Source organism: Aureibacillus halotolerans (assembly GCF_004363045.1).
Taxonomy (GTDB): Bacteria; Bacillota; Bacilli; order Bacillales; family DSM-28697; genus Aureibacillus; species Aureibacillus halotolerans.
Map to the genome: position 1 here is coordinate 461,051 of NZ_SNYJ01000002.1, position 15,072 is coordinate 476,122.

Below are 15,072 nucleotides of genomic sequence, written 5' to 3' on the forward strand. Positions count from 1 at the left end.
AAAAGGGGAGTCACGTTGAGTTTTTTTCAGAAGCTTAAAGATAAGATTAATGGGCAGACAACGCAGGTCACTGAGAAATTTAAGGACGGACTAGAAAAAACAAGAACGTCCTTTCAAGATAAAGTCAATGACGTGATGTCAAAGTATCGCAAAGTCGACGAAGAATTCTTTGAGGAGCTTGAGGAAGCTTTTATCGCTGGCGATGTTGGTGTAACAACGACGATGCATTTAATTGATAAGCTAAAGGAAGAGGTTCGGCGCCAAAACATTCAGGATCCAGCAGATGTAAGGGAATTAATTGTTGAAACACTGGCAAAAATGTTTGATGACGGCCAGGCAGAACAAATTAAAATCAATGAATCTGGATTAACCGTTGTGTTGTTCGTTGGCGTCAACGGAGTAGGGAAAACAACAACCATCGGCAAGCTTGCCCACCAGCTGAAGTCGGAAGGGAAATCTGTGCTCCTTGCGGCAGGGGATACGTTCCGTGCAGGTGCGATTGAACAGCTCGATCGTTGGGGAGAGCGAGCGGGCGTAGGTGTGATAAAGCAAGCCTCCGGTTCGGACCCGGCAGCGGTAATGTTTGATGCCATTCAGGCAGCAAAATCTCGTCAAGTGGACGTCCTTTTGTGTGACACAGCAGGGCGTCTGCAAAACAAAGTGAACCTAATGAACGAGCTAGAAAAGGTGAAACGCGTCATTTCACGAGAGGTACCTGGTGCCCCGCATGATGTCTTCTTAGTGCTTGATGCGACAACAGGACAAAATGCGCTGAGTCAGGCAAAAACGTTCAAAGCGTCGACGGATGTGTCTGGCATCGTACTCACAAAGCTCGATGGAACAGCGAAGGGTGGAATTGTCATGGCGATTCGACATGAATTGGGAATTCCCGTTCGTTATATCGGCCTCGGTGAAAAGATAGATGATCTTCAGCCCTTTGACTCCACACAATTTGTGTATGGGTTATTTGCTGAAGAGGTTGAGAGAGAGTAGGGCTTCAAGTAGAAAGCCTTGACGATGGCAAGGGAGCTTGATATAGTTTAGTCGAATCGAAAATGTGAAAAAGAACCGTAAAGTCAGCGAGGTGAGCATTCATTGATTGATAAGACAGATCGAATGAACGGGCTATTTGATTTTTATTCAGCCCTGCTGACAGACAAACAACATTCCTACATGCGATTGTATTATAGTGAAGACTGGTCTCTTGGCGAAATTGCTGAACATTTTGCTGTGAGTCGTCAGGCAGTGTATGATAATATACGTCGAACAGAGAATGTATTGGAAAACTATGAAGAGAAGCTAATGCTTCATGAGAAATTTCATCAGCGATCAGCACTGCTAGATGAGCTGAGCACAAGCCTTCAGCATGATAAAGCATCAGAAGCCTCGTTGAAGGTGCTCGCAAAAATAGAAGCGATCGAGTAAATAGAAAAGCTTTACGCCGGGGGACAGTGCATCTAGCCAACCGTACTCTCTCGGCTCTTTTTATTCAAAAGCCACACAGAGAGCAAACGCTGGTTCAAACAAGTTTGACGTTTGACCATTTGGTTTGGTGAAACACCCCATATCTTGGACTGTTGAGGAGGGATTGCATTGGCATTTGAAGGATTAGCGGATCGGCTACAGGCAACATTGCAAAAAATTAAAGGCAAAGGCAAAGTCACTGAAGCGGACGTAAAGGAAATGATGCGTGAAGTACGTATGGCATTGCTTGAAGCCGATGTCAATTTTCGCGTTGTTAAAAGCTTTGTGAACACAGTGAAAGAGCGAGCCATTGGGCAGGAGGTTTTAGATAGCCTTACGCCAGGTCAACAGGTCATTAAGGTGGTTCGGGAAGAACTCGCCAATCTTATGGGAGGCGAATCCGCTAAACTCGAGATGAGCAAAAAGCCACCGACGGTTATTATGATGGTCGGCCTACAAGGGGCAGGGAAAACGACCACCACAGGAAAGCTTGCCAACCACCTGCGAAAAAAGCAAAACAAAACCCCATTGTTAGCTGCGGGCGATGTGTATCGTCCAGCCGCGATTGATCAGTTAGAGACATTGGGACGCGAGATCAACATCCCAGTGTTTTCAAAAGGCACGGAAGCCAATCCGGTCGACATCGCAAAAGAAGCTGTCGCGAAAGCGAAAGAAGACCATAATGATGTCGTCTTTATTGACACCGCAGGGCGCCTTCATATTGATGAAGGGTTGATGGATGAACTTAAGCAAATTAAAGAGGCCACGCAGCCAGATGAAATCTTGCTCGTTGTAGATGCTATGACAGGTCAAGATGCTGTCAATGTAGCAGAGAGCTTTAATGAACAGCTCGGGCTTACAGGCGTGGTCCTAACGAAGCTTGACGGTGACACACGTGGTGGTGCAGCTTTATCTATTCGCTCAGTCACGCAAACCCCAATTAAATACGTCGGTACCGGTGAGAAGCTGGATGCGATTGAGTCCTTCCACCCTGATCGTATGGCATCGCGAATTCTTGGCATGGGTGACGTCCTTTCGCTTATCGAAAAAGCCCAGACAAACGTCGATGAGAAAAAGGCAAAAGAGCTGGAAGATAAGTTTCGTTCCATGTCCTTTACGTTTGATGACTTCCTTGAGCAGCTAGGCCAAGTGAAGCAAATGGGGCCATTGGACGAATTGCTCGGCATGCTCCCAGGCGCAAACAAAATGAAAGGCATGAAAAATCTCGAAGTGGACGACAAACAACTTGTTTTCGTGGAAGCCATCATTCAGTCCATGACCAAAAAAGAAAGAGAAACACCAGAGATCCTCAATGCCAGTCGCAAAAAACGAATCGCCAAAGGCAGTGGAACATCCGTGCAAAAAGTCAACCAGCTGCTCAAGCAATTCTCAGAAATGAAGAAAATGATGAAGCAAATGACAAACATGCAAAAAGGCGGCGGCAAGAAAAAAGGCGGCGCAATGAAATTCCCGTTCATGTAACTGGTTAGGACATAAGTGATGTATCGTGATAAAAATCCGTAGAATTTAATTGAATTGAGTTTAATTCATTACCTTTTTCTTTTTGTGTAAAATGTTTTTATTTTGCCTAGGTCTCTCGTATTAAGTTTACCGCAGGCAATTAACGTAGGCGAAATACGTAGACTCCTGCGGGAACAGCGCGAGCTGAAGATCCCGCAGGAAAGCTTGCTTTCCGAGGAAGCTGAAGCCGTGCCCGCGGAAAGCGAAGTATTTTGCCGAAGTCGAAAGACATCATTAAATTAAACAAGGGTGAAAGCGAGCGTATGTCCACTTGCATAAAGAGAAACCAATCACCAAATCCTTGGTCTTCTTTCAGTTTAAGTTACTTATCAAACAGAAATTTTAAAGGGTGTTAAATAAAAACACTTTACAAGCATTGAATCATTTGATAAGATTCATACTTGTTACAGTATATTTGGAGGTGCAAGTGTAAAATGGCAGTAAAAATTCGTTTGAAACGTATGGGTTCAAAAAGAAAACCTTTCTATCGTGTAGTCGTAGCTGATTCCCGCGCGCCAAGAGATGGCCGCTTTATTGAAGAGATTGGCACATACAATCCTGTCGCTAAACCAGCGGCGTTCCAAGTGGACGAAGAGAAAGCATTGCAATGGTTGCAGAATGGCGCACAGCCTTCTGACACGGTTCGCAACTTGTTTTCATCTAACGGATTGATGAAAAAGCATCACGACGCAAAATACAACCAATAAGCTGAGGTGGGCCATGACGCAATTAATAGAAAGCATTGTCAGGCCGCTCGTCGATCATCCAGATGACGTGAAAGTCACTCACCAGCAAAATGAGCGGGGCGACGTTTATCAGTTGACTGTTCATCCAGAAGATACGGGGAAGGTCATCGGAAAGCATGGCCGCGTTGCAAAGGCTATTCGTACAATTGTGTACGCAGCCGCAACGGAAAGCCCGCAAAAGATTCACCTAGATATAAAATGAGAGAGAGGGATACCACTCTCTCTTATTTTTGCCTAGCTGAACGACTAAAAAAACGAATATTTACAAGGTTTAAAGGGTGCCATGTCGAAGTGATCTGCAGGGAAAACGAACGAGATGGGAAAAACCCCTTGCAGATTAGACTGACATAGCGATATGAGACACAAATAAAACATCCTCATTTAGGCTGCCGTGCTACCAAATTCTTTTGGTGCGTGGTAGCCTAATTTTTCTTGGAGACGCTTTTCATTATCGTATTTCAGGTAACGGTCGATCCGTTCTATCACCTCTTTCTCTGATATGGAATTGAATGTCGTATACATAAACTCCTCTGATTTCAAGCTCGAGTGGAACGATTCAATGCAGGTGGTCGATTAAATTCTTTGAGAAGAGTTGTCAATAAGAAAAAAATGTCGGCAAGTGATTAAAATGGAAGCGGATACATCGATGTTTGGTGGAAGGACTGGTATAATGCAAATGAGTTATGGATCAATTAACCAAGGATTCAAGGGAGGGAACAAATCGAAATGAAGATTGAAGAAATAGCTAAACATTGGGTGATCGAGAAGATTGAATTCGCTAGACTACATGGGGAACGGGCTCGCAGCGCAGGGGCAAACGCCAGACTAGGCATTCATGGCAAAGCCTGCTCAGTTAGCCTTGTTCGGATCACGATTGACGGCCAAACAGCATATGGCGCCTCGAGCATCACGACGGAGCAAGCGAGAACCTTCATCGGGAAACAGGTGTGCGACTTATTCGACGAAAACGGAAAAATTCTTGAACCTTATCGGATCTGTCTCGAGTATCCGTTATTGGATTGGTTGGGACGGAGATGGAACCAGCCAGTGTATGACATGTATAATGAAGCACGCAGTCAAACGCAAAGCGGGCTGGCAGTTCCATGCTATGATACGTCTCTTTATTTTGACGATTTGCATCTGACCAATGACAAGGATGCGGTAGCGCTCATTCAGGAAGAAGCCAAACAAGGGTACGCAAAGGGACATCGTCATTTTAAAATAAAGGTAGGTCGTGGCGGGATGCATATGCCGCTGATGGAGGGGACCAGACGGGATATCGCGATTGTGGAGGGTGTAAGGGAAGTGGCTGGTCCGGATGGGAAGCTGATGATCGATGCCAACAATGCGTATAATCTCAATCTGACAAAAGACGTGCTGACAGCTTTATCCGATATTGGTTTGTATTGGATCGAAGAAGCATTCCACGAAGATGAAGAATTGTACAAAGATTTAAAATCGTGGCTAAAGGAACGAAATCAGAAGGTATTGATTGCGGATGGAGAAGGGCATGCTTCCCCCCGCTTAGTAGACTGGGCTATGCAGGGGAAAGTCGATGTGTTGCAATACGATATTATCCATCCGGGCTTTACACATTGGCTCGAACTTGGCGCAAAACTGGATGAGCATGCTTTAATGACGGCGCCTCATTGTTATGGCAATGCTTATGGCATCTATGCAACAGGGCATCTTTCTGCCAGCATCAAAGGTTTTCAATTTGTGGAATGGGATGACATCACGATTGAAGGTATGGACGACAGTGCTTATTTTGTGAAAGACGGATTGTTTCATGTTCCGCCAAAAGCGGGATTCGGACTGGAATTTGACGATGATCGGTTTACCTATCAAGTTTCTCAAGACGGATGGGTGATAGAGTTAGAGCAAACGCGGGTAAGATCTCATTAATCTCACCGCTGTGGCTCTGACCGAGTATCGGTTATTATCGATGACGATAGCAGCTTTGTAGTATCCCCAATCGCGCGATCTAACTCGTAGTTGCCTTAGCAACCCGTCACATAGAATTTGGTGCTTCTTCCTCGCATTATCTCCGCCGAAGATGACGAATTTTGGGTTGCTGCCGCTCAGGACTTTTGGCAGCAATCTTCTAAAGATCGTTTCACTATTCCCGTAACCTAGATGGCAATCGCAATGATACGTTGGTTCGTCGCGCGAATACGGCGGACTGTTTTTTTGAACTGCGCTTGAGGGCACTGGTTTTCCTCGCAACACTCCTCATAGTTGCTCACCCTTTTTGTTCTTAATGGTATCGATCTGCTTAGTCACCATGTTGCACTTGTTTTTTTGGGTGTGACATGAATTAAAAAGGACTCAGTCTTGTTTTCTTTTCACCCTAAAAGGCATAAGGGCAACATCGATCCGAAAGTACCTCATCGAGTTTCCTAAATACACAAGATGACGATCGATCTATCTCACTTTGCTTCTACTCAGGCACAGCCAGTGGTGAAGGTGATTTTTGCATTGCGAAAGTTGTCTATTATCTATAGCGTGTTTACCTTTTGTTGATAGTCTCGTTTCGGTAGTGTTAGTCGTTTTATCGTACGTATATATGCAGGACCCTTTTCAGACAGAGCCATTTGAGCGATGTGCCGGTCAGAATCTCGATCACACCAAACAGATGCCCCAAAATATAGTCGCCTTTGGCCGAATTCTCCGAATCATGGGCTGGTCGATCGGGACGAAATGCGGTACACTAACCAAATAACCCTTTCTTGCCATCTGCTCTCCTTTCTGGTATAGAAACCTTAAGGATACGACAGATTCGCTTCATTGGGTTATTTTTCTATGTGGCGATTTTTCGACAAGTACTTTTCATTGTCCAGTATCTTTGTTTTAAGCTATTTTGTATTTGCTTATGTTGAATGGTGAGATAAAAGCTTAAAACTTAAGAACAACAAGGGTTTCCGATTGTTTCGCAAGTCGAGATAGATTGACAAAGGAGCATGGAGACGAATGCGAATTATTCAAACGGCAGTTGTGAAAAAAGTCCTCACTAAAAGTGAAAAGCAGTCACTTGCCCAGTCCTTTAAAAAGAAATACGATCAAGCACTGAGTGAACTTGAACAATTGAAATTCCTTTTAAAGCGTGCTGAGCACCAAAAGAAAGCAGAAAAAATACTTCGGATTCGCAAAGAAATTGAAGCCAAGGAGGAACAGCTGCAACAGCTCCGTTTTCAAGAAGAGCAGCTGACATTACTTCCTGAGGGAACAGAGCTCAAAGTGTCTGAAGTGCAATATGAAGAAGATCTCCACGTTGGCATGGAATGGAACGAAAAGTCACGCGAGATTATCGTTGAAAATGGAGTTGTGAAAGAAATACGGTAAGCGAAGGAGGCGGTCGCATGGAATGGTATCGTGTCGGTCGATTGGTTAACACTCATGGAATTAAAGGCGAAGTGCGTGTGTTGGCAACAACAGATTTCCCTGAGGAACGGTTTGCCCCCGAGGAAAAAGTATACTGCTTTTTAGACAGCAAGCAGCCAAAAGAACTGACAATCTCGCATTGTCGGAGGCATAAAACGTTTTATTTGTTGCAGTTTGATGAGGCAAGCACGTTTACGGAAGTAGAAGGTCTTAAAGGACATGATCTTTGGATTAGAGAGGAACAGCTTCACGATCTAGACGAAGGTGAGTTTTACTATCACGAAATTCGTGGCTTGCGCGTTATCACAGCGGATGGACAAGCCATCGGAACAATTCGTGACATCATTGAAACTGGGGCGAATGATGTGTGGGTCGTAAAGCGAAGTGAACCCGGGAAAAAGGACGTGCTTCTTCCATACATTGACGATGTTGTGAAGAAGATTGACTTAGAGGAAAATACCGTCGTTGTTGAATTGTTAGAAGGGCTGATGGACGAATGAAGATTGACGTACTGACGCTTTTCCCTGAGATGTTTCCTGGCGTTTTTCACAGCTCTATTTTAAAAAAAGCCCAGGAAAACAATGCCGTTCATTACAGAGCGATCAACTTCCGCTCCTATGCAAACAATAAGCACCAGTCTGTTGATGATACACCTTACGGGGGCGGTGCTGGGATGCTTTTAATGCCGCAGCCACTGTTTTCGGCGGTTGAGGCGATAAAGGAAGAGGGCAATGATCCGCATGTCGTAATGATGTGCCCACAAGGGACGCCGTTTACACAGAAAAAAGCAGCAAATCTTGCTACAAAAAAACACCTCGTGTTGATTTGTGGGCATTATGAAGGCTATGATGAGCGCGTACGTGAGCATTTGGCAGACGAAGAAATCTCCATAGGGGATTACATCCTCACTGGCGGTGAGCTTGGAGCGATGGTTGTTTTGGATGCAGTGACTCGTTTGCTCCCTGGTGTGCTTGGAAATGCTGAATCGGCCGTCACGGAATCGTTTGAGAACGGGCGACTGGAACACCCTCACTATACAAGACCAGCAGAGTTTCAAGGCCATCACGTACCAGACGTTTTATTAAGTGGTCACCATCTCAATATCAACGAATGGAGAAAAAAGGAAGCTTTTCTAAGAACGGTGAAAAGAAGGCCTGATCTTCTCGAATCGTACCCGCCTTCACCAGAAGAAGATCGTTGGCTTCAAGAAATGAAAAAAAACGACAAGACATCTTGATGCATTCAGGAATGTATGCTATGATTTGATGTGTTTGATATTACCATGTTCCGCTGCGACTTTTTCGCAAGAGCATTGGGGTGGAAGGAGTGAACGGTATGCAACAATTGCTTGCAGACATCACAAAAGATCAGTTGAAAACCGATCTCCCTGAGTTCCGTCCCGGAGACACTTTGCGTATTCACGTAAAGGTTGTTGAGGGCACACGCGAACGTATTCAGGCATTTGAAGGTGTTGTCATTAAACGTCACGGAGGCGGCATCAATGAAACCTTTACAGCGCGTAAAATTTCATATGGTGTAGGTGTGGAAAGAACGTTCCCACTGCACTCTCCGAAAATCGAAAAAATTGAAGTATTGCGTCGCGGGAAAGTCCGTCGAGCGAAGCTTTATTACCTGCGTAACCTTCGCGGAAAAAAAGCTCGTATCAAAGCGCGATAAATCACGTAAAAAGGCTTGCCACTGTGCAAGTCTTTTTTACACTTTCTAGCGCCTTTATGAAAGCCTTCCTATTGCACGCATACATATGAATGCTTCCGCCAAATATGCAGAATTCACAAGGTTAAATCGTTATGGAAAAAAGTGTTCAGATGATGATTGAGCGATGCCAGTAAAGAAATGAAGAAGTGAACATGGAAAAGAGGGTCTCGTTTTGCGAAATAAAAATCATTGGGATTGGCTACATGTGATCCTCATTGCTTTTGCCCTGGCATTTGTCATACGTATGTATTTGTTTGCACCAGTTCTCGTCGATGGAGAATCTATGGTTCCTACGTTGCAAGATGAAGATCGCCTTATCGTTAATAAATTTCAATATCACGTAAAAACCCCTGAAAGGTTTGACGTGATTGTGTTTCATGCAACAGAGGGTAAAGATTATATTAAACGTGTCATTGGTCTTCCCGGTGATCATATTGTCTATCAGAATGACCAACTATACATTAATGATATGCCTGTTCAGGAACCGTTTTTAGATGCATTGAAAGTGCTGACAGACGAACCGCTCACTGAAGATTTTATCGTCCAAGAGGTTCCGGCTCATCATTTATTTGTGCTAGGGGACAATCGCCGTATCAGTAAAGACTCTCGCATTATTGGCCCTATTAATGAAAAAGCTGTTGTAGGTGAGGCGCAGCTTGTTTTTTGGCCATTTTCATCCTTTCACTTCACTCCATGAAAAAAGAAAAGCAGGTGAGTTCGTTGAATCCGATCCAGTGGTACCCAGGTCATATGGCAAAAGCCAAACGACAAGTGACCGAAAAAATGAGCATGATTGATGTTGTCATTGAATTAACAGATGCCCGATTGCCTGAATCTGCACGAAATCCAATGGTCGATGAGATGACAAGGCAGCGTCCTAAAATTCTTGTGTTGAATAAAAGTGACTTAGCTGACCAAGCGAAAACACAGCAATGGATCCACTACTATGAGAGTCAAGGCATTGCAGCGATTGCAGTTGATTCTAGAGGTCCGCAGTCTGCTCAGAAGATCGTTTCTGCCTGTCAGGCCATTATGAAAGAAAAGCGAGAGCGGCAATTGAAAAAAGGTCGTCGCCCACAAAGTATTCGCGCCTTAATTGTCGGCATTCCAAACGTTGGGAAATCGACGTTAATTAATATGCTTGCCCGTAAAAAGGTAGCGAAAACAGGAAACCGACCTGGAATTACAACCGCTCAGCAGTGGATAAAAACAAAGTCTGACGTCGATCTTCTAGACACACCAGGTATTTTGTGGCCGAAATTTGAAGACCCAGAGGTTGGCTATCGCCTTGCGCTTACAGGTGGTATTAAAGATGACATTCTCGATTTTCAAGAAGTGGCTTTGTATGGACTGTCCTTTTTTTCTCAAGCCTATCCAGACGCATTAAAGGACCGTTATAAGCTAGACGAGCTTGCTGAAGAACCTTTCGCTTTGTTAGAGCAGATTGGTGAAAAAAGAGGTTGTATGCAAAAAGGCGGCTTTGTTGATACAGAAAAAGCAGCGGAGCTTTTTTTGCGTGAGGTTCGAGGAGGGCAACTTTGCAGACTGACATTAGAAGCGCCAGGGCTTCATAAACAAGAGCCTATTGCCGATACTTTAGGAGAGTCACCCATTGAAAGCAACGATAAAGGAAATTAAACAAAGGCTACAAGAAGGTCAGTTAACACCTGAAGAATTTGCCTCTCTCCAGAGTGATCAAAGAGAAGGTGTTAAAAAACTGCTATTAAGTTATGAGCGCATACAGCAAAAAGACATTGATGCTCAAAAGCGGTTTAGAGAGATGGGATCGTTGGAGAGGTCTCTTCGCTCAGGGGGCTATACATTCATTGCTGGTGTGGACGAAGCGGGACGTGGTCCACTTGCGGGCCCAGTGGTGGCTGGTGCGGTTGTATTACCTGAGGATTTTTATTACCCTGAGCTAAATGATTCTAAAAAAATGACGGCTGCAGCGCGTGAACATTGTTATGAGTATTTGCTCGTTCACGCTTATGCAACAGGCGTAGGTATTATGAATTCTCAACAAATTGATAAGCTCAATATTTATGAGGCGACGCGTCAGGCGATGGTAAAGGCGGTGCAAAACATGGACACTCCTTTGGATTATGTGCTCGTCGATGCGATGACCTTGCCAATGCCATACGCACAAGCAAGCATCATAAAAGGCGATCAACGAAGTCTTTCTATCGCAGCAGGCTCCGTTATCGCAAAAGTGACGAGAGATCGACTGATGAAGCGGATGGCGAAGACGTATCCTGGGTACGGTTTTGATGTGCACATGGGATATGGGACGAAGCAACACGTCCAAGCATTACAAGCCAATGGACCTTGTGAGATACATAGAAAGTCATTTCAACCTGTAAAAGCTGTTCTCTAATCGTCTATCGGCGTAAACAAAAACCATTTTTTACACTGCCCTCAGGAGATGATGGGATGATACAACAATTGATGGATATGCTGAGCACGACGATGCAACGTCCGCAGCAGCCGTTGACTGTCACAGAAGGGCAACTCATTCGTGGCAAGATTCTTGAAATCAAACCGGAAAGTCAAACGGCTGTCGTCCTGCTTGCTGGAAAGCGAGTGGAAGCGTCTTTAAACGCATCATTGCAAACGGGACGTTCATATGTCTTTGAAGTGTTTCAAAACCAAAAGGAAGGGCCACCCATTGGTTTGCGACCAGTACCAGTGGCGCCGCAGCAGCCGTCCGCCTCTAAGGCAACGGTGCCCTCTGTGCCTTCTTGGCTGGCAGATGCCTTAAAAGGCGGGCAAACGATCCAACGCAATGAGCTTGGAGACTGGCAAAAGCTCTTTAGGCAGTGGAGCCAACGGCCTGAAGGGACAGCCATCTTACAAACCATGGTGCGATTTTCGATGCCTCCAACAGAGCGTAACTTTCTTTCCCTTCAGCAGCTCGTTCAGTCTCCGCAGCTTGCAACGACACAGCAGTCTGCTCAGCAGTTGTTAAACGCGCTTGCTCCTTTCCAGCAGCCAAATGACGTTCAGTTGAAGCAAGCATTATCGCTGCTTTTGCAAGACAATCGTTCCGGAGCGCCGTTGAAAGAACGTGTTGCTGTATTGCAAGGCTGGGCAAATGCCACCATCCCACAAAAGGAGGCAGGGTCCCAGACGCTACAGCATCTATTACAGCAAGCATCAGTTGACCACGGGCAATCATCCGTTGGAAAAGATGCGCAGGAATTGCACCAAAAGCTCCAATTGTTGTCGCACTTTTCGCGAGAAAGAGACGGGATCGGTCAGACATTTTTGCTCCATTTTTCAGATGAATTCGGAGACCAATACATTCAATACCAAGGACAAAAAAACGAATCGGGTGAGTTAGACACAACGTTTTGTCGACTGTTTATGTGCCTGACACTTGATCCGCTTGGAGAGGTGGTCATTGATGCACGTGTGCAAAATCGCCTCGTGTCTGTCGATGTCACACATCAGGAAAAAGAATTGTCCCCACTGTTAAAAGCTTCAGAATCGATTCTTAGAGAAAAACTAGCTGATCTAGATTACTCCCTCTCTTACATCGAGCAAACGTCTAGGCAGACGGATAAGGCGGCTGAGGATTGGTTTTTCGGGCTCCGGCCCCCATCGAAGGAGGGTGTCGATTGGAAAATCTAACGTCTTCGCAAAAAAAAGCAATGGCATTGCAGTATAATCCTGACAAAAGTGATGCACCACGCGTAACGGCGAAAGGGACAGGAGTAACAGCAGAATCTATCATTGAAATTGCACGGAAAAATAACGTGCCGCTTCATGAAGACGCCAATCTAACGGAGGCTCTTCAAGTTCTCGAACTAAACGACACGATCCCAGAAGCTCTATATAGCGTGGTTGCTGAATTGCTGAGTTATGTTTACAAGCTAAATGAAACGTATAAAAAAGCACCTTTGGAAGGAAAAGACAACTATTCTTTAGAAGGCAACGGTAGACAAGCCCCGTAGTTGTTATATACAATGAATACGTTGTCATAGGAGATACATATTCGCAAGGGAGGATCACGCATGAATATTCATGAGTATCAAGGCAAAGAACTCCTCAGATCATATGGCGTTGCTGTTCCAAACGGAAAAGTCGCATTTACGGTCGAGGAAGCAGTTGAAGCTGCCAAATCACTTGGCACTGCTGTCACCGTAGTAAAAGCACAAATCCATGCTGGTGGTCGTGGTAAAGCTGGAGGCGTCAAAGTAGCCAAGTCGTTGGATGAGGTGAAAGAATATGCCTCTGAGATTTTAGGAAAAACGCTCGTTACACATCAAACTGGCCCATCAGGCAAGGAAGTTAAACGTCTTCTCATCGAAGAGGGATGTGACATTCAAAAGGAATATTACATCGGTCTTGTCATTGACAGAGAGACCTCCCAAGTCGTGATGATGGGTTCTGAAGAAGGCGGCACTGAGATTGAAGAAGTGGCTGAAAAAACGCCTGAAAAAATCTTCAAAGAGTATGTTGACCCAACGGTTGGTCTTCAAGCCTTTCAGGCACGTCGTTTAGCCTTTAACATTAACATTCCTCAGGATCAACTCTCTAAAGCAGTTAAATTTATGCTTGGCCTTTATCAAGTGTTTATTGACAAAGACTGTTCTATTGCTGAAATTAACCCACTTGTGGTTACTGGAGACGGCAATGTCATGGCATTGGATGCAAAAATGAATTTTGATTCCAACGCTTTGTTTCGCCAAAAAGCACTCTTGGAGTATCGCGATCTAGAAGAAGAGGATCCAAAAGAAATTGAAGCCTCCAAATACGACCTTAGCTATATTTCGTTGGATGGCAACATTGGCTGTATGGTCAATGGGGCTGGTTTGGCCATGGCGACAATGGATATTATCAAGCATTATAGCGGCGATCCCGCGAACTTTCTTGACGTTGGGGGCGGTGCAACTGCTGAGAAGGTCACAGAAGCCTTTAAGATTATTCTTTCCGACCAAAATGTGAAAGGAATTCTCGTGAACATCTTTGGTGGCATCATGCGTTGTGACGTCATTGCAGAAGGTGTTATTGAGGCAACGAAGCAGGTTGGACTTGAAATTCCTCTCGTTGTTCGTCTAGAAGGTACAAATGTAGAATTAGGCAAAGAGGCCTTGAAAAATTCCGGTCTAAACATCGTGGCCGCAGAGTCTATGACCGATGCAGCCCAAAAAATCGTTTCCTTAGTACAGTAAGAAAGGCGGGAGAAGAATGAGCATATTTATTGATCAATCGACAAAAGTAATCGTTCAGGGCATCACTGGTGCGACTGGGCTCTTCCATACAAAACAAATGCTAGAGTATGGCACGAAAATTGTTGGTGGTGTGACACCTAAAAAAGGTGGCACTGAAGCCGCAGGTGTTCCTGTTTTTAATACTGTATCTGAGGCTGTAGAAAACACAGGAGCAACGGCATCAGTCATTTATGTTCCACCTGCATTTGCAGCAGATGCTATCATTGAGGCAGCAGATGCCGGTCTTGATTTGGCCATCTGTATTACGGAAGGAATTCCCGTTCTCGATATGGTCAAAGTGAAAAAATACCTTGAAGGTAAAAAGACACGTCTTATCGGACCAAACTGTCCAGGTGTCATTACGCCAGACGAATGTAAAATTGGCATAATGCCTGGGTATATTCATAAAAAAGGTCACGTCGGTGTCGTATCACGTTCAGGCACACTCACATACGAAGCCGTTCATCAGCTATCCCAAGCAGGCATAGGGCAATCAACTGCCGTTGGTATTGGTGGCGACCCAGTGAACGGTACGGACTTCATTGACGTGCTTAAAGCGTTCAACGAAGATGAAGATACGTACGCCGTTATCATGATTGGTGAAATTGGCGGAACAGCCGAGGAAGACGCTGCAGAGTGGGTTAAAGCAAACATGACCAAGCCTGTCGTTGGCTTTATCGGTGGCCGCACAGCCCCTCCAGGAAAACGTATGGGCCACGCAGGCGCCATTATTTCTGGTGGAAAAGGTACGGCTGATGAAAAAATCAAAACGCTTAATGCGTGTGGCATTAAAGTGGCTGAAACCCCTGCTGTAATGGGCGAGACACTTATTTCAGTGCTTGAAGAAAAAGGCTTGCTCGAAAAAGTAAAAGCGTAAAGGAAGCCAATGGCTTGCGGACCTCCATAGCCGTCGAATCTCGTCGTTGTCTAGCGACTGCGCTGCTCGTGTAGAAAAGCCTACACTGCGCTGCTCGCTGCGTCGACGCCTAGAGCTTCTCGGCTCTGAAGGTCCTCGCCATTGCCTTTTATTT

At 45.1% G+C, this 15,072-nt stretch carries 18 protein-coding genes; 17 read left to right on the forward strand and 1 reads right to left on the reverse strand.

Going from position 1 to position 15,072, the window contains the following annotated elements; translation table 11 throughout:
• Positions 1-15: 15 nt before the first annotated feature.
• From ftsY to EV213_RS04380, 5 genes are all read left to right on the forward strand, one after another.
• Positions 16-993 (forward strand): signal recognition particle-docking protein FtsY, encoded by a 978-nt coding sequence (ftsY, locus tag EV213_RS04360; protein ID WP_133579262.1) that lies wholly within the window; start codon positions 16-18, stop codon positions 991-993.
• A 102-nt stretch (positions 994-1,095) separates the two neighbouring features.
• Positions 1,096-1,425 (forward strand): putative DNA-binding protein, encoded by a 330-nt coding sequence (locus EV213_RS04365; RefSeq protein WP_133579263.1) that lies wholly within the window; start codon positions 1,096-1,098, stop codon positions 1,423-1,425.
• Between the two features lie 168 nt (positions 1,426-1,593).
• Complete coding sequence (gene ffh / locus EV213_RS04370) at positions 1,594-2,946, forward strand: signal recognition particle protein (protein WP_133579264.1); 1,353 nt, start codon at positions 1,594-1,596, stop codon at positions 2,944-2,946.
• A 473-nt stretch (positions 2,947-3,419) separates the two neighbouring features.
• Entirely contained in the window at positions 3,420-3,692 is a 273-nt protein-coding gene (rpsP, locus tag EV213_RS04375) for a 30S ribosomal protein S16 (RefSeq protein ID WP_133579265.1), read from the forward strand.
• 13 nt (positions 3,693-3,705) lie between these two features.
• A complete protein-coding gene (locus EV213_RS04380; RefSeq protein ID WP_133579266.1) occupies positions 3,706-3,933 on the forward strand; it encodes a KH domain-containing protein in 228 nt (75 codons plus the stop codon).
• Between the two features lie 179 nt (positions 3,934-4,112).
• Here EV213_RS04380 and EV213_RS04385 read toward each other — a convergent pair whose 3' ends face one another.
• On the reverse strand, positions 4,113-4,292 hold the full coding sequence (locus tag EV213_RS04385; RefSeq protein ID WP_279512748.1) for an IS3 family transposase: 180 nt from the start codon (positions 4,290-4,292) through the stop codon (positions 4,113-4,115).
• A gap of 165 nt (positions 4,293-4,457) precedes the next feature.
• On the opposite strand from EV213_RS04385, the gene EV213_RS04390 reads away from it, so the two are divergent.
• From EV213_RS04390 to sucD, 12 genes are all read left to right on the forward strand, one after another.
• A complete protein-coding gene (locus EV213_RS04390; RefSeq protein WP_133579268.1) occupies positions 4,458-5,636 on the forward strand; it encodes an enolase C-terminal domain-like protein in 1,179 nt (392 codons plus the stop codon).
• Between the two features lie 1,065 nt (positions 5,637-6,701).
• Complete coding sequence (locus EV213_RS04400; RefSeq protein ID WP_133579269.1) at positions 6,702-7,073, forward strand: YlqD family protein; 372 nt, start codon at positions 6,702-6,704, stop codon at positions 7,071-7,073.
• Between the two features lie 17 nt (positions 7,074-7,090).
• Positions 7,091-7,612 carry a ribosome maturation factor RimM gene (gene rimM / locus EV213_RS04405; RefSeq protein ID WP_133579270.1) on the forward strand — a complete coding sequence of 174 codons (522 nt, stop codon included), beginning with the start codon at positions 7,091-7,093 and terminating at the stop codon, positions 7,610-7,612.
• The gene (gene trmD / locus EV213_RS04410; protein ID WP_133579271.1) at positions 7,609-8,349 is read left to right on the forward strand and encodes a tRNA (guanosine(37)-N1)-methyltransferase TrmD; all 741 of its coding nucleotides are present in this window, start codon (positions 7,609-7,611) and stop codon (positions 8,347-8,349) included. Before rimM ends, trmD begins: the two co-directional genes overlap by 4 nt.
• A gap of 98 nt (positions 8,350-8,447) precedes the next feature.
• The gene (rplS, locus tag EV213_RS04415) at positions 8,448-8,789 is read left to right on the forward strand and encodes a 50S ribosomal protein L19 (RefSeq protein WP_133579272.1); all 342 of its coding nucleotides are present in this window, start codon (positions 8,448-8,450) and stop codon (positions 8,787-8,789) included.
• Between the two features lie 211 nt (positions 8,790-9,000).
• Positions 9,001-9,525 (forward strand): signal peptidase I, encoded by a 525-nt coding sequence (gene lepB, locus EV213_RS04420; protein WP_133579273.1) that lies wholly within the window; start codon positions 9,001-9,003, stop codon positions 9,523-9,525.
• The gene (gene ylqF / locus EV213_RS04425; protein ID WP_133579304.1) at positions 9,522-10,466 is read left to right on the forward strand and encodes a ribosome biogenesis GTPase YlqF; all 945 of its coding nucleotides are present in this window, start codon (positions 9,522-9,524) and stop codon (positions 10,464-10,466) included. Before lepB ends, ylqF begins: the two co-directional genes overlap by 4 nt.
• Positions 10,441-11,202, forward strand: coding sequence for a ribonuclease HII (locus EV213_RS04430; protein ID WP_133579274.1), 762 nt, complete (start codon positions 10,441-10,443; stop codon positions 11,200-11,202). The genes ylqF and EV213_RS04430 overlap by 26 nt, the downstream gene beginning before the upstream one ends.
• Positions 11,203-11,258: 56 nt before the next feature.
• A complete protein-coding gene (locus EV213_RS04435) occupies positions 11,259-12,458 on the forward strand; it encodes a hypothetical protein (RefSeq protein ID WP_133579275.1) in 1,200 nt (399 codons plus the stop codon).
• Positions 12,446-12,781, forward strand: a complete 336-nt coding sequence (locus EV213_RS04440) for an EscU/YscU/HrcU family type III secretion system export apparatus switch protein (RefSeq protein WP_243739984.1) — start codon at positions 12,446-12,448, stop codon at positions 12,779-12,781. Before EV213_RS04435 ends, EV213_RS04440 begins: the two co-directional genes overlap by 13 nt.
• 60 nt (positions 12,782-12,841) lie before the next feature.
• Positions 12,842-14,002, forward strand: a complete 1,161-nt coding sequence (gene sucC, locus EV213_RS04445; protein WP_133579276.1) for an ADP-forming succinate--CoA ligase subunit beta — start codon at positions 12,842-12,844, stop codon at positions 14,000-14,002.
• A gap of 16 nt (positions 14,003-14,018) precedes the next feature.
• The gene (sucD, locus tag EV213_RS04450) at positions 14,019-14,918 is read left to right on the forward strand and encodes a succinate--CoA ligase subunit alpha (protein WP_133579277.1); all 900 of its coding nucleotides are present in this window, start codon (positions 14,019-14,021) and stop codon (positions 14,916-14,918) included.
• Positions 14,919-15,072 lie beyond the last annotated feature (154 nt).

Excerpts from the sequence above, each read along its gene's own strand:
- ylqF (WP_133579304.1), top strand. The coding sequence starts at position 9,522 with ATGAAAAAAGAAAAGCAGGTGAGTTCGTTGAATCCGATCCAGTGGTAC.
- rpsP (WP_133579265.1), top strand. The coding sequence starts at position 3,420 with ATGGCAGTAAAAATTCGTTTGAAACGTATGGGTTCAAAAAGAAAACCT.
- EV213_RS04400 (WP_133579269.1), top strand. The coding sequence starts at position 6,702 with ATGCGAATTATTCAAACGGCAGTTGTGAAAAAAGTCCTCACTAAAAGT.
- trmD (WP_133579271.1), top strand. The coding sequence starts at position 7,609 with ATGAAGATTGACGTACTGACGCTTTTCCCTGAGATGTTTCCTGGCGTT.
- rplS (WP_133579272.1), top strand. The coding sequence starts at position 8,448 with ATGCAACAATTGCTTGCAGACATCACAAAAGATCAGTTGAAAACCGAT.
- sucD (WP_133579277.1), top strand. The coding sequence starts at position 14,019 with ATGAGCATATTTATTGATCAATCGACAAAAGTAATCGTTCAGGGCATC.
- EV213_RS04390 (WP_133579268.1), top strand. The coding sequence starts at position 4,458 with ATGAAGATTGAAGAAATAGCTAAACATTGGGTGATCGAGAAGATTGAA.
- sucC (WP_133579276.1), top strand. The coding sequence starts at position 12,842 with ATGAATATTCATGAGTATCAAGGCAAAGAACTCCTCAGATCATATGGC.
- rimM (WP_133579270.1), top strand. The coding sequence starts at position 7,091 with ATGGAATGGTATCGTGTCGGTCGATTGGTTAACACTCATGGAATTAAA.
- EV213_RS04380 (WP_133579266.1), top strand. The coding sequence starts at position 3,706 with ATGACGCAATTAATAGAAAGCATTGTCAGGCCGCTCGTCGATCATCCA.
- EV213_RS04435 (WP_133579275.1), top strand. The coding sequence starts at position 11,259 with ATGATACAACAATTGATGGATATGCTGAGCACGACGATGCAACGTCCG.